Annotated in this window: 21 protein-coding genes and 1 riboswitch; of the genes, 4 read left to right on the plus strand and 17 right to left on the minus strand. The window is 45.5% G+C overall.

Annotated features, from left to right (window positions below):
- Positions 1-205, plus strand: a 205-nt coding sequence (locus ACQY6Q_RS00365; protein WP_427976534.1) for a DUF84 family protein, incomplete at its 5' end; no start/stop codon positions are given.
- A 364-nt stretch (positions 206-569) separates the two neighbouring features.
- Entirely contained in the window at positions 570-2,879 is a 2,310-nt protein-coding gene (gene rnr / locus ACQY6Q_RS00370; protein ID WP_427976536.1) for a ribonuclease R, read from the plus strand.
- A gap of 217 nt (positions 2,880-3,096) precedes the next feature.
- Here rnr and ribB read toward each other — a convergent pair whose 3' ends face one another.
- Positions 3,097-3,750, minus strand: a complete 654-nt coding sequence (ribB, locus tag ACQY6Q_RS00375; RefSeq protein WP_427976539.1) for a 3,4-dihydroxy-2-butanone-4-phosphate synthase — start codon at positions 3,748-3,750, stop codon at positions 3,097-3,099.
- A gap of 148 nt (positions 3,751-3,898) precedes the next feature.
- Positions 3,899-4,089, minus strand: a riboswitch (FMN riboswitch).
- Positions 4,090-4,273: 184 nt separating this feature from the next.
- Positions 4,274-4,612 carry a nitrogen regulatory protein P-II gene (gene glnB, locus ACQY6Q_RS00380; RefSeq protein WP_055734432.1) on the minus strand — a complete coding sequence of 113 codons (339 nt, stop codon included), beginning with the start codon at positions 4,610-4,612 and terminating at the stop codon, positions 4,274-4,276.
- A 310-nt stretch (positions 4,613-4,922) separates the two neighbouring features.
- Here glnB and ACQY6Q_RS00385 point away from each other — a divergent pair, with 310 nt between their 5' ends.
- Positions 4,923-5,435: a GspH/FimT family pseudopilin gene (locus ACQY6Q_RS00385; protein ID WP_427976542.1), complete on the plus strand. Its 513-nt coding sequence runs from the start codon at positions 4,923-4,925 to the stop codon at positions 5,433-5,435.
- 7 nt (positions 5,436-5,442) lie between these two features.
- On the opposite strand, the gene ACQY6Q_RS00390 is transcribed toward ACQY6Q_RS00385, so the two are convergent.
- The 12 genes from ACQY6Q_RS00390 to murJ all read right to left on the minus strand — a co-directional run bounded on the left by ACQY6Q_RS00390 (position 5,443) and on the right by murJ (position 19,383).
- On the minus strand, positions 5,443-5,733 hold the full coding sequence (locus ACQY6Q_RS00390; RefSeq protein ID WP_427976544.1) for a hypothetical protein: 291 nt from the start codon (positions 5,731-5,733) through the stop codon (positions 5,443-5,445).
- Positions 5,734-5,738: 5 nt separating this feature from the next.
- Positions 5,739-6,170: a type IV pilin protein gene (locus ACQY6Q_RS00395; RefSeq protein ID WP_055734428.1), complete on the minus strand. Its 432-nt coding sequence runs from the start codon at positions 6,168-6,170 to the stop codon at positions 5,739-5,741.
- A complete protein-coding gene (locus ACQY6Q_RS00400; protein WP_427976546.1) occupies positions 6,171-9,893 on the minus strand; it encodes a pilus assembly protein in 3,723 nt (1,240 codons plus the stop codon).
- Positions 9,894-9,948: 55 nt separating this feature from the next.
- Positions 9,949-10,398, minus strand: a complete 450-nt coding sequence (locus tag ACQY6Q_RS00405; protein WP_427976549.1) for a hypothetical protein — start codon at positions 10,396-10,398, stop codon at positions 9,949-9,951.
- Positions 10,395-11,402, minus strand: coding sequence for a PilW family protein (locus ACQY6Q_RS00410; protein ID WP_427976551.1), 1,008 nt, complete (start codon positions 11,400-11,402; stop codon positions 10,395-10,397). Before ACQY6Q_RS00410 ends, ACQY6Q_RS00405 begins: the two co-directional genes overlap by 4 nt.
- Positions 11,399-11,962, minus strand: a complete 564-nt coding sequence (pilV, locus tag ACQY6Q_RS00415) for a type IV pilus modification protein PilV (protein ID WP_427976553.1) — start codon at positions 11,960-11,962, stop codon at positions 11,399-11,401. The genes ACQY6Q_RS00410 and pilV overlap by 4 nt, the downstream gene beginning before the upstream one ends.
- 129 nt (positions 11,963-12,091) lie before the next feature.
- On the minus strand, positions 12,092-13,036 hold the full coding sequence (gene ispH, locus ACQY6Q_RS00420) for a 4-hydroxy-3-methylbut-2-enyl diphosphate reductase (RefSeq protein ID WP_427976555.1): 945 nt from the start codon (positions 13,034-13,036) through the stop codon (positions 12,092-12,094).
- A gap of 9 nt (positions 13,037-13,045) precedes the next feature.
- Positions 13,046-13,471, minus strand: coding sequence for an FKBP-type peptidyl-prolyl cis-trans isomerase (gene fkpB / locus ACQY6Q_RS00425; protein WP_055734419.1), 426 nt, complete (start codon positions 13,469-13,471; stop codon positions 13,046-13,048).
- Positions 13,468-13,980 (minus strand): signal peptidase II, encoded by a 513-nt coding sequence (gene lspA / locus ACQY6Q_RS00430; RefSeq protein ID WP_427976557.1) that lies wholly within the window; start codon positions 13,978-13,980, stop codon positions 13,468-13,470. Before lspA ends, fkpB begins: the two co-directional genes overlap by 4 nt.
- Positions 13,973-16,804 carry an isoleucine--tRNA ligase gene (ileS, locus tag ACQY6Q_RS00435; RefSeq protein ID WP_427976559.1) on the minus strand — a complete coding sequence of 944 codons (2,832 nt, stop codon included), beginning with the start codon at positions 16,802-16,804 and terminating at the stop codon, positions 13,973-13,975. The genes lspA and ileS overlap by 8 nt, the downstream gene beginning before the upstream one ends.
- Positions 16,805-16,824: 20 nt before the next feature.
- Positions 16,825-17,763 (minus strand): bifunctional riboflavin kinase/FAD synthetase, encoded by a 939-nt coding sequence (gene ribF / locus ACQY6Q_RS00440; RefSeq protein ID WP_427976561.1) that lies wholly within the window; start codon positions 17,761-17,763, stop codon positions 16,825-16,827.
- A 42-nt stretch (positions 17,764-17,805) separates the two neighbouring features.
- On the minus strand, positions 17,806-19,383 hold the full coding sequence (gene murJ, locus ACQY6Q_RS00445; protein WP_427976564.1) for a murein biosynthesis integral membrane protein MurJ: 1,578 nt from the start codon (positions 19,381-19,383) through the stop codon (positions 17,806-17,808).
- Positions 19,384-19,620: 237 nt separating this feature from the next.
- Here murJ and rpsT point away from each other — a divergent pair, with 237 nt between their 5' ends.
- Positions 19,621-19,881 carry a 30S ribosomal protein S20 gene (rpsT, locus tag ACQY6Q_RS00450; protein WP_055734415.1) on the plus strand — a complete coding sequence of 87 codons (261 nt, stop codon included), beginning with the start codon at positions 19,621-19,623 and terminating at the stop codon, positions 19,879-19,881.
- A gap of 66 nt (positions 19,882-19,947) precedes the next feature.
- Here rpsT and ACQY6Q_RS00455 read toward each other — a convergent pair whose 3' ends face one another.
- The 3 genes from ACQY6Q_RS00455 to nhaR all read right to left on the minus strand — a co-directional run bounded on the left by ACQY6Q_RS00455 (position 19,948) and on the right by nhaR (position 26,092).
- Entirely contained in the window at positions 19,948-20,241 is a 294-nt protein-coding gene (locus ACQY6Q_RS00455) for an ArsR/SmtB family transcription factor (RefSeq protein ID WP_427976572.1), read from the minus strand.
- A gap of 132 nt (positions 20,242-20,373) precedes the next feature.
- Positions 20,374-24,630, minus strand: coding sequence for a PKD domain-containing protein (locus tag ACQY6Q_RS00460; protein ID WP_427976566.1), 4,257 nt, complete (start codon positions 24,628-24,630; stop codon positions 20,374-20,376).
- Between the two features lie 565 nt (positions 24,631-25,195).
- Positions 25,196-26,092, minus strand: a complete 897-nt coding sequence (gene nhaR / locus ACQY6Q_RS00465) for a transcriptional activator NhaR (RefSeq protein ID WP_427976569.1) — start codon at positions 26,090-26,092, stop codon at positions 25,196-25,198.
- Positions 26,093-26,142: the final 50 nt, after the last annotated feature.

A 26,142-nucleotide genomic window follows, 5' to 3' on the forward strand; every position in this document is an offset into this window, starting at 1 on the left:
GGTTTTTCAAGCGCTTAAGCAAGGCGCAGAACTTGGTCCCTTGATGGATGAACTATTTAATACCACTAACATCAAACAAAAAGGTGGCGCCATAGGCCTGCTCACCAATGGCTTAGCCAGCCGCGAAGATAACTATCTACATGCGCTGATCTTAACCCTAGTAAAATTCGCCCATACCACCATGTTCGAGCCTGAGCTGAGCTAATTAGTCATCACAGACGTTGACTTTCTCACGTAAACCTATAGAGTGGCGGGCATATGAAAATCAGTTTATTTTTTAAACACCGTTTCTAGCTTGCCTTCATTTAGCTTCGTTCGTCGTTTTAAATTCCAGCTCGTTTTCCCTGATTATTGTTTTTGTCATATAAGGCCTTTAGGCTGCGACACAACAGTAAAATACATTGGCAGCATCGCCCAAGCCGCGAACTGAACCAAATCCGATTAATTGTGACTCGTAGTACGAGCCACGGCCTCACCACCTTGAGATTAATATCTGAACTGTATCACTACACCACTTGATAGTTTTTCCAGAGCAAGGTTAATGGCCAAGATAGTAGAGAACCATAACCATGAGTAAACACTCAAGCACTGAACAAACTCAATACGCCAATCCGATCCCTGACCGTGCCGCTATTCTAAGCCTGCTAAAACAGCAAGGCCGAGCACTCAATAAACAAAGCATTGGCCAACAATTAAAGCTCACCACTGATGAACAACTTGAGGCGCTACGTCGTCGGCTAATAGCCATGAGTCGTGACGGCCAAGTGCACAGCGATAGAAATCACCACTACTGGCCAGTAGCTGAAGATGAATACCTCAAAGGCACCGTGATTGGTCACCGTGAAGGCTTCGGCTTTTTACGTTGCGAAGGACATGAAAAAGACTTTGTATTGCACTCCAGTCAAATGGCTAAAGTCTTTGATGGCGACGTGGTATTAGCCCTAGCCAACGGCTTTAACCAACGCGGCCGCGAAGAAGCACGCATAATTAAAGTATTGCAAGCCAATACTCGCCAGTTAGTAGGCCGAGTAGAACAGCGCGATGGTACTTATTATCTGCTAGCCAATAACCAAAAAATTACTCAGCGCATCGAAATTCCCGAAGCGCAGTTACTGGGAGCCCAAGACGGCCAATACGTGAGTGCCGAGCTGGTTGATTATCCCCACAAACGCCGTAATGCCCAGGCTCATGTGAGTGAAATACTCGGTGAGCCGCTGGCCCCACGTATGGAAATCACACTGGCCTTACACAATCATGACATTCCTCACAAATGGCCAGAACAAGTCTTACAACAGGCCGAACAGCTAGGTGAAGAAGTGAGTGAGCAAGACAAACTTAAGCGCATAGACTTACGCGCCCTTCCCTTCGTGACCATTGATGGTGAAGATGCCCAAGACTTCGACGACGCGGTTTATTGTCAAGCCAATAAGCACGGTGGCTGGCGGCTTTGGGTAGCCATTGCCGATGTATCTCACTACATCAAAGCGGGCACCGAGCTGGATCAAGAAGCGCAAAAACGTGGCACCTCGGTGTATTTTCCCGGCCATGTCGTGCCGATGTTACCGGAAGCGATTTCTAATGGTTTGTGTTCCCTAAAACCGAAACAAGATCGACTTGCACTGGTGTGTGAGATGCAAATAAGCCAAGCCGGTGAGATGCTGGCCTACCAGTTCTATGAAGCGGTGATCCATTCGCATGCGCGCTTAACTTATAGCGAAGTTGGCCACCTATTAACGGCGAGTGAAGCTCAGCAACAAACCAGCCCGCATAGCGAGTTGGTGAGTGATATTCAGCAATTACACGCTTTATATCGTGTATTAGCCGAAGCTCGCCAACGCCGCGGCGCCATTGACTTTAGTACTCAGGAAAGCCGTTTTATCTTTAACAGCGAAGCGAAGATTGAGCAAATTGTGCCAGTCCTGCGCAACGATGCACATCGGCTAATTGAAGAGTGTATGTTGTGTGCTAACTTGGCAACGGCGGCCTTTTTAAGCCAACTAAAAATCCCTTCGCTGTATCGGGTTCACCAAGGCCCTAAAGCCAAAAAACTCAAAGATTTACGGAGTTTTCTGGCTGAGCGCGGGCTTAATCTTGCTGGCGGCGAGCAGCCCAGCCCAGCCGATTACAACCAGTTACTTAGCCAAACGGCTGCGCGGCCAGACGCAGCCACGATTCAAACTATGTTGTTACGCTCAATGAATCAGGCCGTTTATAGTCCAGAAAATGACGGCCACTTTGGTTTAGCCTTTGATGCCTACGCGCACTTTACCTCACCGATCCGCCGTTATCCCGACTTGCTGGTTCACCGAGCGATTCGCGCGGTCATTCGTAGTAAAGAATCTGGCGGACTGATTAAACGCATGGTTAAGAACCTAAGCGGCAAAGGTTTTGACCCGGTTAAACGCGTCGAGCAGGCAAAGCCATTACCCTTTAAGCAAAACTATCCCTATCAGATAAGCGAAATACTGGCGCTAGCTGAACATTGCTCTTTAGTCGCTCGCCGCGCCGATGAGGCGAGTTGGGAAGTAGATGCATGGCTAAAATGTCACTACATGCAAACTAAGCTAGGCGAACAGTTTCAAGCCACCATTAGTGGGGTAAACAGCTTTGGCCTATTTGTTGAGTTGGCAGACATACCAGTTGAAGGCAGTATTCATATTAGCGCCTTAGCCGATGATTTTTATCACTTCGATGCGGCTAAACAGCGCTTAATGGGAGAACGCAAAGCCAAAGCCTATAACATTGGTCAGTCAATATCGGTAACACTGGCTCGCGTCGATTTAGACCAGCGTAGAATCGAATTTGTGTTAGCTAATCCAGTTAAAAAAGATAAACCAGCTAAAAAAGCTAAGCCTAATAAGGCCAAGTCACTTACCTAAAAAGCAGGTCAATATGGCACAGCAGAAGGCGCTTCGACTCACAGTTTATAAAAATATCGCTAAATGTAAGTGAGGAAAAGTCACTACGTTGTTAAAAATACGTTATATTTTCATTAGCTGTTTACACTGTGACAACATATAACAACAATAGAACTAAACGCTTAATCCATTAGGGGCTCGCCATGAGCCCCTAATTTTTTGTTTCGTCGGTAATGCCTTAGCTGGCTTGCTCGATGGTCGCTTTTCGGTAACTGACAATATCTTCGATGCTCAATACTGGCATATCATGTTGCCGGGCGAATTCCACGATTTGCGGTAAACGGGCCATAGTGCCATCGGCCATGGTGAGTTCGCACAATACACCGGCTGGACGCAAGCCGGCTAAACTCATTAGATCAACCGTACCTTCGGTATGACCACGACGTGACAGCACACCGCCGGGCTGGGCGCGCAAAGGATATACATGGCCGGGACGGGCTAAATCTTCAGCTTTGGCATCATCGGCAATCGCAGTTTTAATGGTGGTCACTCGGTCGGCTGCGGATACGCCTGTTGTCACTCCTACTTTGGCTTCAATGCTCACGGTAAAAGCTGTACCAAATTGACTAGAATTATCGCTAACCATTGGTGGAAGCTGTAATTGTTTGATTTTATCATCGTTCAAACACAAACAAACAATACCGCTACATTCACGAATTAACATCGCCATTTGCTGATTAGTTAGTGTTTCTGCAGCAAAAATAAGATCGCCTTCGTTTTCACGATCTTCATCGTCAACTAACAATACCCCGTGGCCTTTAGCTAATGCGGCTAAAGCGGTCTCGACACGTTGCATAGGGTTGCCGTATTCGGCAAGTAATGACTGATTCATGGTTAAAGTCCTTAAACTACAAGATTAGGTTTCCAGAATCAGGGCAATAGGAATGTCTTCAAACTAGGTTCGAAGTAAATTATCGGCATCAACAAAAGCTTAGCCAAAGGCTAAGTCTACTACCCATTAGATAGGTAGTACTTTGATACATGATTCTCTTCCATCCGGACTGATTACAGCACGCTGTAAATTACCGTCGGCTCTGGACTAGCCCCTTGTGGGATTCACCAGATCTGCTGACCCTAAATATACTTAGAAATATACATAGGCGCTCGCGGGCTCTTAGCTTAACAACTAACTACCGCCGGTGGGGAGTTACACCCCGCCCTGAGAATATGTTGCTTATAAACAACCCGCTTATCTTGCCCTCAAACGGCAAAAAATACAAACGGCAAACAAGCGAGGGCTAGGCAAGGAAAGCATAAAAATAATCCGAGTAGCAAGACTCGGATTATTTATAGAAGTAAGCAAAAATTGAGCTGGCGGCTGCTAAAAATTATTCAAGCAACCAAAACAATAACTGTTAAATAGCGTCGTCGTTTTCTTCACCAGTACGAATACGAATAACTCGGTCAACATCACGCACAAAAATCTTACCATCACCAATTTTACCGGTTTGGGCTGTTTTCACGATAGTTTCGATACAACGATCAAGATCGTCTTGCTGAACCACTAACTCCAGTTTCATTTTCGGAAGAAAATCAACTTTGTACTCTGCACCACGGTACAGTTCTGTATGTCCTTTCTGACGACCAAAGCCTTTTACTTCGGTGACCGTCATACCGGTGATACCAATTTCCGCTAAAGCTTCGCGAACATCATCCATTTTAAATGGCTTGATAATTGCCGTTACTTGCTTCATATAAACTTCCTTATATTTCATTTTGTTGACACGCTATGCCTTTACTTTAAGCCAAGCGTAAGCAAGTGACAATGTTAAGCGCCAGCTAGATGCATGAAATTGTTAAAAAGGTGAAAATATCCAGCATAAAAACATCTCAAAACAACTCTCTAGGCTACCATCGACTAAGCACAAAAATGTCGGCGCCATCCCTTATTGGTTCATTCAATTGCACAAAACCATGTTTGCTATGATAACGTTAAGCTAAGCCAGCAAGATTTTTTTTAGCGGTATATTATTAAAGTAACAATGGAATGAAAGGCAGCGTCTCTTGAAACAACAACTTGGCTTTACTTTATTAGAATTAATGGTCACCGTGGCGATTGCTGTTATCTTACTCGGCATAGGCGTACCTAGTTTAAATGGCCTATTTCAATCAATGTCGGGTGATGCTTCGGCCAATCGCATAATGCGAGAAATCCGTTTTGCTCGAAGCCAAGCCATAGACCTTAACCAAACTGTTGTTATTTGCGCACTAGCAAGTAATGGTAGTGATTGTGGTGGCGATATGAAAGATGGCTTAACCGTATTTGCCGACGATAATGGTAATACCAAACTAGATGCAGGAGAAAAAGTATTACAGGCGGCCGACCCCTTTAATAAAGCCGGTAGTGCCGGCTTTGTAGGCGCAATCAATTCCTTGTCATTTGCTAGCGACGGGCTTATTTCAGGTAACTCCGGTAGCGTTTATTTCTGTTCAAATGACAATAGCTACATAAAAGGAGTAGCCGTAAGCAGAGGGGGCAGCGTGCGCTTTGATACCGAAGCAACTTGCCCATTATAAAAACCGCTTAGTATTGCATTTCTGAAAAGCGAGTATTGGCAGCTTTGCTACTAAACTTGCGCTCAAACTCAACACATTCAAATTGGGTAATATTACCTAGTTTATTTATCGTTTTACCATGCTCGGCATAACGACGATACATTTCATCATTAATCTCCTGCATCTTGTTTAGACCCTTAGGTGTAGCTATGACTACTTGATCCTTACCTTTATCCCCAGCCATATAACATTTAACGGTTTTACCCCAGCTAAAAGAAAGCGGTAGCATCACCAACAGCAATATTGTTAAGCCTTTCATAGTTATCACCAACAGTCTGAGTTTGTATTTCCGAGAGCGTCCTTCGCTAACTTGGCACCCTCATCATTAATGCTAAATATTTTGCAATCTGTATCTGCGGATAGTTGAGAACCAATAGCGGTCGCCTGAGCCGTATAGGTACTATTTGCCGAAGAGGTGCTTAAAGTAATCTTATAATACGCATTCTCGGTATTGTAACTGGTGGCTCCTGAGGCTGCTAAACCTAAACTCACTAAATCAGAGGCATAGACTGAATTATCCACATAAAACTGCTCTTGTAATACCGCCAAGCTAGCCAGCTCTTTCTTCGCCTCTGAGCGGCGCGACTCAGCCACAAACGAGGTATAAGCCGGGTAAGCGACCGCAGCTAAAATTGCCACAATCGCCACCGCAATCATTAATTCAATCAGCGTTACGCCACGTACTAAACGGCTCATTTAATCCTCATTAAAATAAAAGTAAATTTGTTTAGGGCTCATATTCATATTGGCCTCTCGAGAACCCTGAGAACACGCGCCAGCTTCTTCACAAGTGTGCTCTTGGGTTTCATCTTGGTCGTCGTAATCGAGGTCTTCTCCGGGGTCACCTCCAAAGACTCGGACTACCGATTCTCCCTGCTCGTCTTCACCAGAGTGAATAATCAAGTCATCAGGTACTTTGTTATCCACATCATAGTAACGAGAGCTACTGGTATTAAGGCCAATATGCATATCTATGGCGTAAGTACGCCCTTTACCAATGGTAGGAATAGTACAGGTTTCTGAGTTAGTCGTTTCAGGAATAAAAGAAGTAAAGTACAACTCGCCGCCCAATACCAAAGCCGCTCCCAATGATTTTTCTCCGTCGTCAAGCAAGTTATAAACCCAACCTTTGGCAGAACCCAGCGCAATCAGCTGGGTTTCGATGGCGGTTTCATCACTTAAACTACCAATAGGATCGCTAGTGATGTTATATAACTCATTAGACACTATCGCCACCGGCTGCGAGCTTGAGCCCAGCGCGGTAAAATCCGTTGGCTGTACATTGTAATCTCGGAACATATAGAAACTATTATCCACGCCATCCGGGTCTTTATCACTTACCGGCTTAGTCCGGTCACCACTACCTATTAATACCGCATCGTAAGGAATTTGCTGAGCATCGGTGATGGTAACTTGGTTTTCTCCTTCCCCTGTGGTCACTCGAGTTAGTTTTTTCAAATAAGTTCTCACAATCACTGGTTCAGTGAAAAACTTACGACGTTGGGTCACTTCCGACTGATCACTAATGCTGGCTAAAGCGGTCATTTTCCACTTATCTTGATTGCTAGAATAAAGATCTACTCGCCATACTTGACCACCAGTATCACCAAAATAGAGTCGGTCAATAGCACCGTCACCGTCAGCATCCAAGGTGGCAACGCGAGCAGGAACACTATGGGTTAAACGCGCGTCATCGGCGTTGGTTAGGCTCCAAACCAAACTGCCATCTAAGGCATCAACAATGAATACTCCTCGGCCTTGATCATCAGCTGCAGGGTTAGCTAAGTCTTGGTTCACATCATAACCCGCACCAAAAATCACCACAGGGTTACTATGCCCTGGTACATAACCCACACTAGGTTGTGACCAACTTTGCCCTAATTCACTCATACCAGTGCTGGAGCTATCTATCTTCCACAGCATTTTAGGTAAGTCAGGGTTGGTCAAGTCCATGCCGTAATAGGCATCACCGCCGCGCCGTAGGCCAGTAAATACCAGCACCTTATCGCCGCTAGAAGTATATTTACCGTCGTTATCAACATCTTTTAAGAAGACGGTAGGAGTGCCATCAACCCCATAAACATGTTGCGAACTAGCAATGTTATTACGCAAGGTCTTTTGCCGTCCTAGCAACTCATAGGGGAAGAAAGCCCAACTTTCGGATACCGTAGCCCCCGCATCCTTAAACAGGTGCATAGCCCCGCCATTGGTGCCAACCAAAATGCGAATATCCATATCGTCGGGGTCAGTACTACCTGCATCTGCACCACTGCGTAAGCCGTAGTTAATGACCAAGGGACGCGAATGCAAAGGGTCACCCATCAAATCATTACGAATGGCGGTGCTACTATCACCATCATCATCGTCAACATCGGCGCCTTTGATCCAATCAATATGTTCTGTTAGATCGGCTTCAGGTACACCTAAATGATTAGCCAATAAAGTAGTACTACCCGCCCGAGTCTCTAAGTTAGCACTGGTAAAACGGCTAAAACTACCATTATTAGTTTGATTGAAATACACGTTACGCGAATCGTTACTGGCTAGGGTTTCCGACACCCCGCCTAGCTCGACATTATTACCATCTTTAATTGACGACCAGTAGGTCTTAGCTTCATCAATAATCGAACCGTCGGCGCCAATCGCAGGCTGACCATTTTGATCGGCCATATAGCCCGCGGGGGTCAACTGAAGCTTTTTCAGATTGCCTCGCCAACGCGGTGTGAGAGAGGGTTTAAACATCGCATAATAAACTCGGTCTAGGGTCCGAGTACGGTCGAAATTATTACTGGTCACCGCAGGCGAAACAAGGGAGGAAGTTTCTTCATAAATACCAATAAGTGCCTGACGAAATGCCGCTTCTAAAGCCACCCCATCCTCAGCTGGATAAAAACGACCTTGGGCATTTTCCGCTGTTTTGATTAACATTGCGGAGCCGCCTTCAATTACCTGTTCACCAAAACCAATAGTCGAAATCTTGGCATATTGGCGGCCAGCCATATCGGGATTAATATCATTAGTATTCATCCATTTAGCCAGTACTGGTAAATAACTTGTTTCGCTTCCAGTACCAAAACCAACCGGGTTCTTCCAAGTACAACCATTCACCGTGGTGGCACCATCACAGCCTGCTACATTCGGAGTATTGATCGGCAAATTGCCTACGTTGGTATTTTCTTCGTCATCAACGGAGGGGGTACCATCGGTGACATAAATAATATTAATGGAACTATCACAGCCCACTTCATAGGGCGAAATATAGTTATTATTTGACTCTATACTTCTATCGCGATCATTTTGTTCAGAATTGTTACCCCTTTTCCCATAGTCAACGGCTTCGCCGGCAAAGTAATGCTTAGCTTCCATTAGGGTTTCCACCAAGGGCGTCCCCCCCTCAGCGGTTAAATCGATAATATCAGAAATTAAATCCTGGTTATCATCAGAGGCTTGAATACCTCTAATAACTCGTCCACCATGATTAGACTCGTTAAATACCATTAAACCAAACTTAACGCCATTAATGGTGTTGAGGGCATTTTCCATCGCCTCTTGAGCAATTTCGATCCGCGGGCGAGTGGTTGTAGCATCTCCGTAGTGATACCAGCGCAGATAATTGGCCGAATATAGGGTGATTAAATAACCATCATCAAAAGTTGCTTTGGTAGTTTGCTCGGCAGCGCCCTTATCTAAGGTGTAGAAATCTTCGGTATTTCTTGCCGCACCATTAATTGGATGTCCTTGCGGTGCTGCTTGATAAGCATTATTGCTAATCCGATATTGGCCTGGGTTAATAGTTTTAATTTCTTTATCAACAAAATTACCATCGCGATCCTGTATTTTAACGGTAAAGGATCGAGGGTTACCGTTTTCATCTAACAATTCGCCAGTGCTGGGATCGCTAGCTAAATCATAGTCGTCGAGACAATCTAGTACAGTGTAGTTTGCGCCATTATTTAAACGCACATCCTCCCAAGAACCGGTGCCCCCCTGAACGCGATGCTCGCGAAAGTAGCCAGTAAAGATGCCGTTCTTAGATAGTGCTTCATAAGAGGCGGCGCAGTTATTAATATCCCAAATAAAACGACGGTCTTCGTTAGCCCCGGTAGGAATGTAAGAACCATCAATACCGTTCACCGTAAAATAAATGAACTCATTGTTTAGGCTATTTTGTGAACTGATCGCCTCAGGGTAGTCTTGATACTCGACATCACCATTGCTATCGCGGTTATAACCTTCGCGAGTGGTAATATTCCAAGCCATACTCCCCGATGTGTCGAAAATAATCAGTACTTTAGGATCCGCAGAACTTAAACTATTAAAGTCAAATAAGAAAAGTTCTGTATCATCTGCCCAAACTGGCATAGTTACTGCCACAGAGCACAACCAAGCAAGCAGTCCCGATTTCAACCGAGTGTTCATCTGCTCTCTCCTTGTCTATTCAGCAGGCTGGTAGCCTACTATTTACCGTTTATAGTTAAAGCATCGGCTGCTCTATACCGGCAGCTATTGAAGTGGATGCTCGATTTGCCTTTCCGTAATTCTTATTCGCGTCTGCTCTTACATAACGACACTGAGTAATTGCATTGTTACTACTAGCATTAAAGCTACGTGAGCACACGCCGTCTACAGAATGTCTTAATGTTCCATCAGCCCCAGCAACAAAGTCCGAAACAGGCATAGACGCAGCAGGAACCATTGAACCAATCGCTCCTTGTAAGTCAGGGTCAATCACTAACTCATTCATCTCACCTTCCAATTCATGCTCAGCTCCCAGACGGTCCCCCATCGCTGCCACCACTTTTAAGCCTTGATTAGAGTTACTCAGCAAAACACCGCCGAGAAAACTCAGAATCAACAGAAAGATCATGGCAACAAATAAGGCGGCGCCGCTTTGTGAACGCAGCATCAAAACATTTCGCATCAATACCTCATATTCCTTAATGAAACCACTGACTCAAATAAGGCGCGACGATAATGGTCATTAGCCGCGGCGACGGTGATATCGCCAAGTTGGTAACTCGTCTCATTAGTATAGTTTTGATCTTCAGTTAATGAGCGCACCAGTAAAAAGACTTTTGCTCCCAATACCCGGCCTTCGCTCCACTGTAAGGGCGTCACCGCACTAGCCGCTACAAAATCGTTAATTGCACCGTCCTGAGTGGTATCAGTATCCACTCCTAACAGCACGCGCATCCGCTCAATGCCTTCAACCAAAGGACCGCTTCCCGCCAAAAGCATGCCGCTAGTTTTGGTTAGATGCAGCTGACGTAAAACGGGTAAACCCGATTGGGGACTTACGTCGAGAAAATACACAATATGCTGGTATTCCCAAACTTGGCGACCGGGCATAGCCGCCTCGGTAGGCCAAGTATCGGTTTTGGTGAAAATCTGTGAGGTAGCAGTATTAGCCGCAAAATAGTAACGGTTATCATCGAGATCTGCCTGAGCAGCCATCGGCGCGCCAATCACCCGTTTAATCCCTATCACATCAGAATCCACTACCAGGTTACTGCGGTTGGCGACACAGGCATATTGCCCACTCAGAGAATTAGAACTATTCACCTGCCCTACAAACAGCGGGCTAAAGCGCCCATCAGCAGAAGGAAAAGAGCCTTCGGGAGTACTACCCACCCAATCAATAGTACAGTCATTGGCTATTGGGCCATTTGCGCCAGCAGCCAAGATAACACCAGAATTTCGTACCATCGGTTTGCCGGTGTATTCGCCAAAAAAACCCACCATTTGTAAGTCGCGAGTAATCAAGTGCATCGCGATACGACCACTGTCCATCAACTGTTCACTATGGTAAGTGGATTCGGTGCTGCGCTGAGAGGCCACCAGAAAACTACCTATACCCGCGGTGAGAAATAAACCTATAACGATGGCAATCAACCACTCTACTAGAGTAAAACCACGTTGCTGAATCATGACGCCACCCAGGTACTTAGTAGCATGCTACGACGCTTATCTGACTCGGCACCGCAATTTTCTTCCACGGTATTGCCACTAGCAATCCCATTAAATGACTGCCTAGATAACCAACTAACCACCACAGTGAGCTGACCTTGGGGACTCAACAATACACAGCCGTTAGGTTTAACCAGACCACCAGTAGACTCAGCGGAGTTAGCATTAAGCGCATACTCCCAATGGTAGAGATCGTAATTAACCAAATCGGCCATGGAGCAATTGCTCATCATGCCGCTATCTTGGGCACAGGCGGGTCTTGTTCTAGCAGTTTGGCCATCCCCTACAATAACCGTAGCGGGATTATTCGCTTGCCAGGCAAGATTATTTAAACGAATACGTTCAACCATATCTTCAGCGAGCTGCATAGCCACAGTACGCTGCTGAGTTTCAAAACTTGAACGTTTAGCAACAGCCTGCATTGCAACAACGGCAAGCAAGCCTATCGCCAATATAAAAGTGGTGATAATCACTTCGATCAGAGTAAAGCCTCTAGCTCGAAGTTTAACCTTAGTTTGCATCCCTACCAACCCATCCTTGATGCTTTCCCGCTATCGATATAGTGAGGCCTTAACAAATAATCAATATTTACGGTTATAGCGTAAAACAACACAGATTGCTGCGTTTTTTACGCTATATGAGAGAGGCGTTTAATTTTGTTGGCGAATACGTAATTCGGCGGGAACTTCAAAAATGGTATTTTCTTCACGGCCAGGGTTTTCCACTACCGTAACGCCGCCCATCGCTTTTAAGCCAGTGACCACTTCCTGCACCAAAACTTCAGGAGCTGATGCACCGGCAGTAACGCCAACTCGACTATGCTGTTCAAACCACTGACAATTGATGTCACTCACTCCATCAATAAGATAGGCACGAGCACCAGACTTCTCAGCCTTCTCGCGTAGACGGTTTGAGTTAGAAGAGTTCTTTGATCCCACCACCAATACTACATCAGACTTTTCAGCCAAATCTTTTACGGCGTCCTGCCGATTCTGGGTGGCATAACAAATGTCGTCTTTTCGTGGTCCTTGAATATCTGGAAAGGTTTCGCGCAACGCATCAATGATAGCCGAGGTATCGTCTACAGACAGTGTGGTTTGGGTACAATAAAATAATTGCTCGGGCTTTTTCACCTTGAGTTTAGTGACATCTTCCACCGTCTCAACGAGGTAAATACCACCCTCGGGATTATCGTATTGACCCATTGTGCCATTCACTTCAGGGTGGCCTTGGTGACCAATCAACACACACTCTATGCCCTTACGGCTAGCACGGGTGACTTCCATGTGCACTTTCGTCACCAAGGGGCAAGTAGCATCAAATATTTTTAATGAACGTTGCTTGGCTTCAATACGAACGGCTTGCGACACACCATGGGCGCTAAAAATACAAATGCTGCCTTCAGGTACATCACTCAGTTCGTCAACAAACTCCGCACCACGTTTACGTAAACCATCAACTACATAACGGTTATGTACCACTTCGTGACGCACATAAATAGGCGCGCCAAACATTTCTAGGGCACGCTCAACAATAGAAATAGCGCGGTCAACACCGGCACAAAAACCTCGAGGATTAGCTAATAGTATCTCCACTATTACTCCTTAATTTACCGCTAAAATTTCTACTTCAAAAATGACGTTTTGGCCAGCAAGCGGATGATTAAAATCCACTGTCACTGAATCGCCAGTAACGGCTCTAACAATGCCGGGAATTTCGCTGCCATTAGGTTGGGCAAAGGCAATAATATTACCTTCTTCTGCGGGCGCGTCTTCACCAAACTTACTACGCTCAAAATGCTGAATATTATCAGGATTACTTTGACCAAAGGCTTGGTCGGCAGAGAGTTCAAACTGGCTTTTATCGCCGGGCTTTAAACCTAACAAGCACTGTTCAAAACCCTCACTTAAACTGCCATCGCCTATCACTAATTGTGCCGGCTTAGGGTAGTTATAAGTGCTTTCTGCAATAGAACCATCACTCAGTTTTAACACGAAATGCAGTTCTACCTTACTTCCTTGCTGAATCATTTAGCATCCTTTGCTTTGGGAGAAAGAAAACTATCTAGTACTAGCAACACCGCACCAATACAAATCGCCGAGTCAGCAATATTGAATGAAGGCCAATGATAACTTCCCACATAAAAATCTAAGAAATCAATCACGTAACCAAACACGATGCGATCAAACACATTGCCAATAGCGCCACCCAAGACTAAAGCATAAGCAATCGCCGGTAGCTTTTGTTCGGCTGGCGTTTTCTTCATCCACCACAGTAACAAGGCACTCACCACCACCGCGATGGCAGTGAAGAACCAGCGCTGCCAGCCTCCAGCATCACTTAAAAAGCTAAATGCGGCACCATAATTGCGTACTGAGACCAAATTAAAAAACGGCGTTATTGCCACTGACTCATAAAGGTCAAAGGTCTTAGCGATGGCTAACTTAGTCAGCTGATCCAGCGCAAACACTAGAACACTTAACCAAAGCCAACGCAGACCACTGCTATTGGCTTTACTTGCGGTAAGCTGATTATGCATAACGACGTTGCTCACCTTCACCCGCTACGTTAGTTACGCAACGTCCGCAAAGACCAGGATGTTCAGGGTTGCTGCCCACATCTTCCCGATGGTGCCAGCAGCGCTCACATTTTTCAGCCTCTGCGACTTCAACCAATACTTTAAGATTGCTTAGTTCAGTCTCGGCAACCTGATTACCAGCTTCAGCTAAAGGCTTAAGTGTTACACCAGAAGTTAATAATACAAAACGTAGTTCATCGCCCAGTTGCGCTAGTAATTTATCTAGCTCAGCATCAACAAACAAAGTCACCTTGGCTTCCAAGGTTCCACCAATTTTCTTGTCACGACGCGCTTGCTCTAAGTTCTTATTCACTTCATCACGAATAGTGATCAGCTGAGCCCAGAACTCATCGTTAATCCCGCTATCTTGCGCTAGGGCGTTTAAGCCTTCGTACCAAGTTTCGGTAAACACAAACTCGCTACGTGGCCCCGGTAAAGCTTGCCAAATTTCATCGGCGGTAAAGCTTAAAATAGGCGCAATCCAGCGAGTTAAAGCCTCAGCGATATGGTACAACGCAGTTTGACATGAACGACGAGCAATACCATCGGCCTTAGCCGTGTATTGACGATCTTTGATGATATCTAAATAGAAGCTACCCAATTCGATTGAACAGAAATGCATAAGCTTTTGATACACCACGTGGAATTGATACTGCTCGTAAGCATCAACAATCTCTTGTTGTACAGCAGCGGCGCGGCCAACGACCCAGCGGTCAAGTTCAACCATATCTTGCGCTGCAACAAGATGCTGCTCTGGCTCAAATCCGGCCAAGTTAGCCAATAAGAAGCGGGAAGTATTACGAATACGACGATAAGCATCGGCACTACGTTTAAACACTTCGTCCGATACGGTCATTTCTGCCGAGTAGTTAGTTGAAGCTATCCATAAACGTAGGATGTCAGAACCAAGCTTGTTCCAAATATCTTGTGGCGCAATGCCGTTACCTAAAGATTTAGAGAACTTATGACCATTGGCATCCACGGTAAAACCATGGGTTAATACTTGGCGGTAAGGAGCCTTGCCACTGATAGCGGTTGAAATCATCAAAGACGATTGGAACCAACCACGGTGTTGGTCAGAGCCTTCAAGATACATGTCAGCTGAATGACCATTAAATTCTTTACGTGCGGCTACTACACTAGAGTGAGTTGAACCTGAGTCGAACCATACGTCTAGAGTATCTTCAACTTTACGGTATTGCTCTGCTTCCTCACCCAGTAGCTCTTTTGCGTCTAAATCCCACCAAGCCTGAATACCGGTTTGCTCAACACGTTTAGCGACTTCTTCCATTAACTCAACTGCACGAGGGTGTAATTGATTGGTTTCGCGATGAACAAACAAGGCAATCGGCACGCCCCAAGTGCGCTGACGCGAGATACACCAGTCAGGACGATTTTCTACCATGCTTTCGATACGGCTTTGGCCCCAATCAGGGATCCACTGCGTTTTTTCAATCTCTTGCATCGCTTGCTTACGCAAACCATTTTGGTCCATGCTCACAAACCACTGCGGCGTAGCACGGAAAATAATAGGGGTTTTATGACGCCAGCAGTGTGGGTAGCTATGACGATAAGCGTGATGGTGTAATAAAGCGCCCGTTTCTTTAAGTTTTTCTACCACACTATCATTGGCTTTAAATACATGCTGACCAGCAAAAAACTCGGTATCAGCCAAGTACACACCGTTATCACCCACTGGGTTTGCTACTTCTAAGTGATATTTTTGGCCTACCGCGAAGTCTTCCTGACCATGGCCTGGTGCAGTATGCACACAACCAGTACCCGAATCGGTGGTAACATGGTCACCCAGAATCACCGGAACGGTAAAGTCATAGAAGGGGTGTTTCAGTTGCACTAGCTCTAAATCTTGGCCCTGACAGTAACCCAAAGCATGGTAGTGCTTAGCGCCAAAGCGCTCAACACACTGCTCCATCAGCTCACGGGCTAAAATTAAACGTTCTTTACCCGCTTCGGTTTCAATTTGTACCAACACATATTCAAGATGAGCGTTTATAGCCACCGCACGGTTTGCCGGTAGCGTCCAAGGCGTAGTAGTCCAAATAACCGCAGAAATTGGGCCTTCACCACTCACACCATCTGGATGGGCAAACTTGGCTAATACTTCGTCTTCGTCAACGGCTGTAAAACGTACATCAATCGCTGGAGAGGTTTTGTCTTCATATTCCACTTCAGCTTCAGCTAGCGCACTACCACAATCAGTACACCAGTGAACTGGCTTTGAGCCTTGTAGTAGGTGGCCGTTGTCGATGATTTTAGCCAAAGCGCGAATGATGTTGGCTTCGGTATCGAAATTCATGGTGAGGTAAGGATTTTGCCAATCACCTAAAATCCCCATGCGAATAAAGTCACTACGCTGACCATCAATTTGTTTAGCGGCATAGTCACGGCATTTTTGGCGGAACTCAGCAGCAGAGACCTTTTTACCCGGCTTACCGACTTTTTTCTCAACTTGTAATTCGATGGGCAGACCATGACAGTCCCAGCCTGGCACATAAGGAGAATCGAAATCAGATAGAGTTTTCGATTTAATGATGATGTCTTTTAGCACCTTGTTTACCGCATGGCCAAGGTGAATATTACCGTTAGCGTAAGGAGGACCATCATGCAAAATAAAGCTTTTCTTACCTTTTTTGGCCTTTCTAATTTGGCCATACAGATCTTTTTCGTTCCAGCGTTTCAGCATGGCAGGTTCGCGGTTCGCTAAATTGCCTCGCATCGGAAATTCAGTTTCAGGTAGGTTAAGAGTATCTTTATAGTCGCTCATCGAATTACGTTTCCAGTCTATTACTCAGCAAGGCCATAGTAGGCTTTTGCTCGCTTAATATCGAGATCCACTTGGGTTTTTAAGGCCTCAAGCGAATCAAATTTTTGTTCATCTCGTATCTTTAACTGCGGTTCAACCACTAAGCGCTGTCCATACAGTGCGGCATCAAACTCAAATAAGTGAGCCTCTACCAATAAATCTTTTCCTGCGGCGGTAGGCCGCCAGCCAATGTTAGCAATCCCTGAAAAGCGATGCTCTGGCTGATGTTCTATGTAGGCCTTAATGGCAAACACACCATGTATTGGACACACATGACGCGCCACTTTTAAATTGGCCGTAGCAAAACCTAACTGACGCCCCAACTTTTGGCCGTGAATTACTTTGCCATTAAAGCTAAACCGGCGCCCCAGTAACTGCGCCACCGAATTAAAATCTGATTCAGCTAAATATTGGCGTAACAGGGTGCTACTGACGCGTTGCTGATTCATACAAAATGAATCGGTAGCGGTAAGCTCAAAACCAAACTCGGCTTTGGCCGCTTGCAGCAGAGCAAAATTGCCCTCACGCCCCTTGCCAAAATGAAAATCATCGCCCACGGCAAGGTATTTAACACCCAACAACTCCACCAATAAATGACGAATAAAATAGTCGGCACTTTGCTGGGCAAACGCATGACTAAAACGCACCACCAATAAGCGATCAACCCCTAGCGCTTTTAGCTGTTGGTATTTATCGCGAAAACGGCTAATTCGAGCTGGAGCTTGATGTTTGGCGAACACCTCTAGTGGTTGCGGCTCAAATATCATTACCACAGCCGGCAGTCCGCGCTGGCGAGCTTGTTCCACCAAACACTTAATCACCTGCTGATGGCCTAAATGCACACCATCAAAATTACCAATACTTAAAGCACACCCATAATGGCGTGCTTTAATGTTGCGTATACCGCGAATTAACTCCATTCCGGCGCCTATTTCGTCAAAAACTCGCGGATTATAGCTTGTTTAGTCCCCAGTTACAGCCCCGAAACTGCTTTTCAAATGCGCTAAACGGATCCCTAATCCGAATAATAAAATCAAGTAACCAAAAAACGCCGCGAAGATACAGATAATCAGTTGCAGCACACTCTGCGACCAAGTTAAATCAAACCACTCATTAGCAGAGGGTGATAAGTAGCCTATAACCCCACCCATCAATAGCGAAGCCACAACAATTTTAGCAATACAAAGTAAGGTCGCTGAACTTAACCGATATACTCCTTGGCGATATAGACCTCGATATAACAAACTCGCATTTAACAGGGCCGAAAGGGCCGTAGCTATCGCCAAACCTACATAACCATAAGGAATGGCAAAAATAAAATTGAAGCCCATATTGCTTAACATGGCGATAATGCCAATCTTTACTGGCGTTTTAGTATCTTGACGCGAGTAATAGCCGGGCGCCAAGACCTTCACCAACATGAAGAACAGCAAACCTCCGCTATAAGCCATCAAACTATAGGAGGCATTGAGTACATCTTGTTGGTCAAAGGCACCACGCATAAACAAGACCTGCAAAATGGGTTGGCCTAACATTGCTAGTCCTACTGCCGCGGGGATCCCCAAGAAACACACCATGCGCACCGCCCAATCCATGGTTTGTTGAAACTGCTGGGGGCTTTTATCAACATGGCGCTGCGACAAACTGGGCAAAATCACCGTTGCGATGGCGATACCAAACAAACCTAAAGGAAACTCCAACAAACGGTCTGAGTAGTACAACCACGAGATTGAGCCGGTCACCAGAAAACTGGCAATTAAAGTATCAAGCAATAGGTTAATTTGACTGACCGATACCCCAAATAAAGCAGGAATCATTAAGGTGCGAATTTTTACTACGCCCGGATGGCGCCAACCCCAACTGGGTTTACACAGCAGCTTCAATCTAAACAAGAAAGGCAACTGAAACAGAAATTGTAACAAGCCACCAAAAAATACTCCCATGGCCAAGCCCACTTCTGGCTGAGCCAACTGCGGTGATACCCACAGCGCAAAACCAATAATCACCACGTTGAGTAACACCGGAGTAAACGCGGCCACAGCAAAACGGCCAAAGGCATTCAGAATGGCGCCGGATAAGCCGGTAAAGGTAACAAACCACAGATAAGGGAAGGTGATTTTCAACAAAAAGGCCGATAACTCGAATTTAGCGGCATCGGGGCCGTCATTCAGCCATGAAATAAACCATCCGGTACCAAATAACGCGGCAACTAAAGGAGAACCTACTATCCCCAATAAAGTCACCACGCTTACCGCCGCGCCCAAGGTGCCGCTAACTTTGGCTACCAGCTGTCTGACCTCATCTTCGGTACTGGTCTGCTTGTATTCAGTGAGAACCGGAACAAAGGCCTGGGCAAACGCGCCCTCGGCAAACAAACGACGCAAAAAATTAGGAATTTTATTGGCAAAGAAAAATACGTCTGCCGCCACCCCTGCGCCCATTAAATTGGCTATCACCACATCTCTGGCTAAGCCCAATACGCGGGAAATCAGCGTCATTGCACTTACAATGGCGCCTGATTTTAACAAAGTTCTACTCAATGCCGATTCCTGTAGCTAATTAATATAATTTCCTCTGCCCTAACATAAAAAATGCTGGTAGAATTGCGCCACAGTTTACCCGCCTATAAAGATCGATGCTACGGGCAGAGCAATTACTTCAGTTTTACTTGCTTGGATTTTATAGTTGGTTAAAAATTGTTTGACATAAACATGAAAAACGGGCATATTCCACGGCCTTTAAATTCATAATTCCAAGACAAAGTTCAGGAGTTACACTTGGCTAATATTAAGTCAGCTAAAAAACGCGCTATCCAAGCTGAAAAGCGTCGTCAACATAACGCTAGCCGTCGCTCTATGATGCGCACTAATTTGAAAAAAGTTATTGCAGCTATCGAAGCCGGCGATAAAGAAGCAGCACAAGTTGCATACCAAGCCGCTCAACCTGTACTAGACCGTTACGCGTCTAAAGGTTTGATCAGCAAAAACAAAGCCGCTCGTCATAAGAGCCGTCTTGTTGCTAAAATCAACGCTCTTTAATCTAAAAATTAAGAGCTTGAAAAAAAAACGGCTTAAGCCGGTTTTTTTATATTTGTAATTCAACAATTAAGCACAATATAACTTATGTAATTGTCCCAACACGGCCTTAGCCTCTTCACTGGCTAAAGAGTAGTAGATAGTCTGAGACTCTTTGCGAGTAGCCACCAATTGGTCTTTACGCAGCCAAGCCAAATGTTGTGACAATGCAGATTGACTCAACTGAACCCGTTGATTCAACTCTCCTACCGTTAATTCACCCTCTACCAAATGACACAAAATCATTAAACGGCTTTCGTTGGCAAGGGCTTTTAATAGCTTTAATGCCGGTTTGGCATTCTTCTGCATGTCTTCTATGTTCATCTTTCTACTCACTCGGGTCTTCATCGCAGACTATACGTGAATTAATCTCGACTCGCTAGATAGCGGCAGAATGATGAGAAAGCTTTAAACAAAAAAAGCCGCTAAAAAGCGGCTTTTGTCGTTAAATATCGCTTACTGGGCGATAATTTGATATTGCATGGTAGCGTCATTTAACTCGATGATGTAATCACCAACCACATCGGTGTAAATATCTGAGCCTGTTTGCTCCACTACACCGTCGCTGTTGTTATCACCAAAGTTGTAAGACCAATCACCGTTCACATCAAACTTAAAGCGTTGATCTTGCTGACCATCAAAGCTGACACTCACCTGCCAGGTATTGTTCGCCACCAAACTCATTGCCGTAGTTTGCCAACCATTGGCGGTACCACGGAAGTAAAGCTGCTCGAAGTTACCTGTGTAGTTAGCATTAGGGTCAATCACGTCAACCACTACCGAGGCTTGAGCAGTTTTACCACCATCATCAGTCACGGTAAGCGCCATGCCGTAGGAGCCCGCTGTGTCGTAGGTTACAGTGGTGGTTTCTGTGGTTGCACCATTGCCCCATAAGTAAGCTGCTATCACCCCATCACTATCGCTAGAGCCCGCTGCACTATAGGTAATGCTTTGGCCAATATCGATTTGTATGGCCGAAGCCCCAATGATCGCAACCGGCGCATTATTGGCATAAAGCTCGCTAATGCTATAGCTCATGGTTTGGTCGTTCACTTCGATTAAGTAAGTACCTACTACGCTGGTAAAGATATCTGCGCCAGTTTGTTCCAAGCTGCCATCTGCACCGTTGTCGCCGTAGTTAATACTCCAATCACCGTTAAGGTCAAACTTGAAGCGTTGGTCTTGTTGCCCGTCAAACTCTACTTGCAACTGCCAAGTATTATCGGCCACTAACTGCATTACACTAGTCTGCCAAGCTTTAGCCGTACCACGGAAGTATAGTTGCTCGAAGTTTTTAGCTTTATTACTACCCGCTACACTAAGCACCACTTCAGCACTGCTGCTGGCACCTTCGTTGTCTGTTACTGTTAGAGTAATCGTTTGAGTTTCATTCACTAGCACATCGATACTTGATGTTGTCTCTCCGGTACTCCATAGGTAAGAAGTGATTGAACCATCTTGGTCGCTAGAATTAGCCGCACTCAAGGTAACCGTGCTACCCGCTGCTACGGTTTGGCTATCTGGAGAAATCACCGCCACAGGGGCCACATTAGGCGCTACCGTTAAGGTAACAGAGGTACTCGCTGTTTTACCTAGTTCGTCAGTCACCGTCAGGCTAATGGTTTGTGTTTCATTTACCGTTACAGTAATCGCTTCACTGCTTTCGCCTGTGCTCCAAGCGTAACTGGCAATAGATCCGTCGCTATCACTTGAGCCTGCTGCGCTAAGAGTAACAACAGTGCCTTTAGTCACAGTTTGACTAGCAGGGCTAATCACCGCAACAGGAGCAGCGTTACCATCTAGGCCATCGGGGATCCCTGCGGCAATGGCACCGGCGGCAACACTCCAAACACCATCACTGACTTGATAGTTTTGTCCGCCATTGTTGTCCCAAGCACCACTACAGTTGTTAGTAACAAACTCCAACTGAGTCTCGTCTACCAAATCAACTGTCAAGCTGTACCAGTTATCTCCCAAGCTTTGCATCTCTTCACCAGGCGCGCTAGTCCAAGTTACTGCACCATCCACAGTGTAATGCAAACAAACTTGTCCCCAGCCGTTAGTATCTTGATAGTACACCGTGCTAGTTAAAGACTGACCAGCAATGCGATAAGTCACACTAGCAGAAGCTGTTTGGCCAACACTGTCGGTCACAGTGACCGAAATAGCCGTGCGCTCATCAAGAGTCACACTAATAGAAGGTGTGGTTTCGCCAGTGCTCCATAAGTAACTAGCAATAGGACCTTCTTCATCAGTTGAACCAGCAGCGCTTAGTGTTACCACGGTGCCTGCCTCTACTTCACCGCCTGTGGCATCAATCACGGCAACTGGACGTTTGTCACCTACTACTACATTGTCAGTGAAGAACATCGCTTCACCAGCAATCTCACCATTTACGTCTTCAACAATTTGATTGCCTACAGCACTAAACTGACCAGCACCCACATAAACCTGCTGGATTTCAGAACGGGTTACGTTGCCTTTACTATCGGTAGCTTCAATGTAGTAGTCCAACAACTGCTCTTGATACTGGTCGATGTAGCTAAAGTACATATTGCCAATCTTTTCAGCAGGCACCACTTCAAACATTTCCTTACCGCTAGGCTGCCAATCTACACCATTAATGTCACCACTAAGGTCTCGCTCGGTCATGCTAAAGGTTTGCCATTCACCCACCCGTGATGGATCAACGTTGGGATCACTGGCATGGGCGCTAGGATCATACAGCTTGAAGGTTTTATCCGTAGCAGTAGCCCACTTATCGGTGTGAACACGCACCTTCACTTTAATGTCTTGAATACCACTTACATCGTAACCATAGGTATAGATAGCAAATTTAGTATCGGCATAGACGGTTGCCCAACCTTCGGCCTTGCTTGAGTTAGCACTACCTGGGTTATAAGGGTAACGTTGTGGCCACCAAATGGATGGGCCGGTTTGGTCTTGACTTAAATTAGCTTCCACGTAAGGTTGAGTGAAGTGCAAAGACTGATTAAACGAAACGGTAGGTTTAACCCCATCATCTACGTTTTCATCGTAGTAACCAAAACCTGAATCGATCGATGCAATTAAGAAGTACCAGCCTAGCTCAGCAGGGTTAGCGCCTCCGGCGTAGTTATTCGCTGCATCACCCTTCACAGGGTAAGACATCATCCATGGGTTTAACTGGTTACCTGGGTAGGTGACTTCATTATCTAAGGCCGTAGTTGGGCTCCAATAATTTGGATTATTATCTAACCAAATTTGCTCAGCGGTTTTGGCGTAGTTTTCGGCCGCTTGTAACAAGGCGAAGTTACGCTCTAAATAATGGTAACCCAGTTCCAGTGATACCATGTGCTGGCGAGTTGCCTCGAAATCAGTACCGTGAACGGTATTGAAATCAGCCATTTGTCCTGCCCACACACCCATTGGAATGTGCCAGTGATACCACGTTGGATCGGCTGAAGAGTCACGAGTATCAATCCAAGAACCATCTTGAACGTGTACTACATCATCGGCAGGGATCGGGTAGGCTTGCAGGTATTCGTCAACCCCCATGCCTCGTACAGCGCTGTCAGCATAGGTAACATTGCCAGAGTTCGCCCAAGTACCGCCATCACCCGCTCGGCCTGATGAGTTATCGCCATCATGAGCAATGGTGAAATATTGAGTACGACCAATTGATGCGGCATCGCCTTCAAAACTCTTTAATACATCGGCAGTAATCGAACCTTGATAACCTTCTTCCCAAGAACTCGCTTGCTCAACAGGGATCCCCGCTACCCGATGCTCTTCACCAGTTTCAGGGTCAACATATTGCACCCAGTGAGGAATAGAAGCGAAAGGAAATTTATTGTAGGTAGTCTGCTGCTCATTAAACATGTGCAGCTCAGTCCATGCACCAATATCACTGACATTTTGTAAGTCAGCTCGGTTTGGTGGCGACACTAAGGTATCTTTACCCGGATCATTGAGATAAGGATAGTCACGTAAGGTACGTGAATAGTGCACATTACCCAATACAGACCATTCAATACCCAACTTAGTTAATGCCGGAATAATCCGCTCAGAGAAACCTAACTCGGTGGGGAAGAAACCTTTAGACGAGGTAAAAGAGTCGCCTAAAAAATAGTCTTGCGCCAAGGTCACATTTTGGTAGATCAAATCTTTTAAGAAATAATCATTACCCACTAAAGGCCCCATTGAGTGGTGACCAGAGAAGTGAATAGTGTCTAAAGCCTTGTAACCATTAGTGGTTTTAGTGGCAGCTTGGGTATTACGCCAATAGTCGCCCCAACCTAAATTATAACCACTTAGGTTTCCTAGCTCGGCAAAGCTTTGTACGTTATTGATCACCGATGCCGACATCGTCACATGCGTTTGACTCTGCGGGTGATTACCGTTATTGCCTAAAGCCGTGTCCATCGGCCAGCTAAGGTACGCACCTGTTTTAGCATGATGTTGATAGTAAGAGACTAAATCATCATGCGGCATAGGTGCGCCGCTGCCAGGAATAAAAAATGTGTAATTAGCTGGAGGGTTGTTTTTGAGATTAATAACTTGACCGTCGTAGGTGTAACGAATGGCTTCACCTACCGCCAGATTATCGTATTCACTTACGTCGTAATAAGGCCAAAAGTTTGGCATATGGTTGTGATAAATATGGGTTGCCGCAATTTCTGCCTGCGCAGAGATCGAGGCTGCCACCATACTTATGGCAAACACCTTTTTCATGATTTGCTTCCTTTCCCGCACTCGTCGCTCTCAAGCCACTCATACGTATTACTCGCCGTTAAAAATGCAGAAGCCAAACATGGGAAAGTTTAGTGTTAACCGAATTTATATTGCCCAACTACCGTTCGTTTCTGCGCTTAGATGCCTTTCGCATCGCCAATTAAGCCCATTGAGATGAGTGGGCTTAAGCGTTTCTGAACAACAGCTCTATTACCGAGGCCAAATGCCAAAACGCAGAGCTAACAGAACGTTCATTTTGGCTAGTCTTTGCTAGCCATTTATTAGAGTTGACTCACTAGCTGCCGCTGAATACAGCCTAAGTCAAATTGCTATTGATATGTTTTGAATGGAGATTAAGAGTTGAATGATGAATATTTAAGCTATTTTTTTGATAAATATGCTTAACTTCAAAAAAGTATCAGGCGAAAAGTAAAAACCTAGAGCAGGCTCACAATGAAAAATATTATAAATTTCAGTAAAATTCGTTGAAATTGCATTTAAATAACACAAAGTTAAACCAATAACTTGGTATAGCTAAACCGAATACTTTCGCTTCATCCCGCAATTAACGCTGGCCAGAGAACAAACTCGAAAAGTCGCTATTACACAACTGTTGAACCGAGGGGTGCTGAATCATCCGCTCGGCAAATAATAAGTGATATTCCTCGGTCAATTCTTTAGCTATGCCAATTAAACGCGTATTAGGATTAGCTAAAATTTCTTCGGTGTAAATTGCCGGTGCCACAAAAATGCCATCGGTATACGCACCAAAGGCTTTCATTAAAGCGGCGTCATCAAATTCCCCCAATACCGATACATTCAAACCCAAGCCATCAAACCACGTAGATAGTTTTCTACCTAAAGCACTGGTACGAGAAGGTAATAATAAACTGCGCTGTTCTAAGCAGGCGGGGAAATCTAGAGTCGGTAGCGGTTCGTTAGCAAAAAAAGCGATACTGCTCTCCCCCAGCTTTTTACTTAATACACCATTTTGCTGCGCATGATCTAAACCACAATCAGACAGAATCATATCCAACTTGTGCTCGGCCAACTGCGACAACAATAAGTCATGGGTCGACTCCACGCAACGCAAACGAATATTGCCATCGGGTGGCACGGCAGAGAGTAAAATACGACTAGCAAGACGCTTAGACAACGCGTCGGCTACGCCGACTTCAAACAATAACTTCTCCTGCTGGGAGTAATTGACAATATCCAGCATCTCGTAACTTAAACTAAACATGCGATCCGCATAGCGGTAAACCAGATGGCCAAGCTCGGTAGGCGTAATTTTAGGCCCGCGCCGAATAAACAATTCGCCGGAAAAACGCTGTTCTAACAACTTAATTTGTCCGGTGACCGTTTGTGGAGTAAGAAACAGCGCCTCGGCGGCGGCTGTAACCGAGCCACGCTTATACGTCATCCAAAAGTAATACAGGTGATTATAATTTAAATGTGACATGTTCTACCTACAAACAAACCCCGAAAACGGGGTTTGTTTACTCTAAAAAT

This window comes from Agarivorans sp. (assembly GCF_050295395.1).
Lineage (GTDB): Bacteria > Pseudomonadota > Gammaproteobacteria > Enterobacterales > Celerinatantimonadaceae > Agarivorans.

Bases quoted from the DNA above. Each gene is read 5' to 3' on its own strand.
- rnr (WP_427976536.1), top strand. From the start codon at position 570: ATGAGTAAACACTCAAGCACTGAACAAACTCAATACGCCAATCCGATC.
- ribB (WP_427976539.1), bottom strand. From the start codon at position 3,750: ATGAATCAGTCATTACTTGCCGAATACGGCAACCCTATGCAACGTGTC.
- glnB (WP_055734432.1), bottom strand. From the start codon at position 4,612: ATGAAGCAAGTAACGGCAATTATCAAGCCATTTAAAATGGATGATGTT.
- ACQY6Q_RS00390 (WP_427976544.1), bottom strand. From the start codon at position 5,733: ATGAAAGGCTTAACAATATTGCTGTTGGTGATGCTACCGCTTTCTTTT.
- ACQY6Q_RS00395 (WP_055734428.1), bottom strand. From the start codon at position 6,170: ATGAGCCGTTTAGTACGTGGCGTAACGCTGATTGAATTAATGATTGCG.
- ACQY6Q_RS00400 (WP_427976546.1), bottom strand. From the start codon at position 9,893: ATGAACACTCGGTTGAAATCGGGACTGCTTGCTTGGTTGTGCTCTGTG.
- ACQY6Q_RS00410 (WP_427976551.1), bottom strand. From the start codon at position 11,402: ATGATTCAGCAACGTGGTTTTACTCTAGTAGAGTGGTTGATTGCCATC.
- pilV (WP_427976553.1), bottom strand. From the start codon at position 11,962: ATGCAAACTAAGGTTAAACTTCGAGCTAGAGGCTTTACTCTGATCGAA.
- fkpB (WP_055734419.1), bottom strand. From the start codon at position 13,471: ATGATTCAGCAAGGAAGTAAGGTAGAACTGCATTTCGTGTTAAAACTG.
- lspA (WP_427976557.1), bottom strand. From the start codon at position 13,980: ATGCATAATCAGCTTACCGCAAGTAAAGCCAATAGCAGTGGTCTGCGT.
- ileS (WP_427976559.1), bottom strand. From the start codon at position 16,804: ATGAGCGACTATAAAGATACTCTTAACCTACCTGAAACTGAATTTCCG.
- ribF (WP_427976561.1), bottom strand. From the start codon at position 17,763: ATGGAGTTAATTCGCGGTATACGCAACATTAAAGCACGCCATTATGGG.
- ACQY6Q_RS00455 (WP_427976572.1), bottom strand. From the start codon at position 20,241: ATGAACATAGAAGACATGCAGAAGAATGCCAAACCGGCATTAAAGCTA.
- ACQY6Q_RS00460 (WP_427976566.1), bottom strand. From the start codon at position 24,630: ATGAAAAAGGTGTTTGCCATAAGTATGGTGGCAGCCTCGATCTCTGCG.
- nhaR (WP_427976569.1), bottom strand. From the start codon at position 26,092: ATGTCACATTTAAATTATAATCACCTGTATTACTTTTGGATGACGTAT.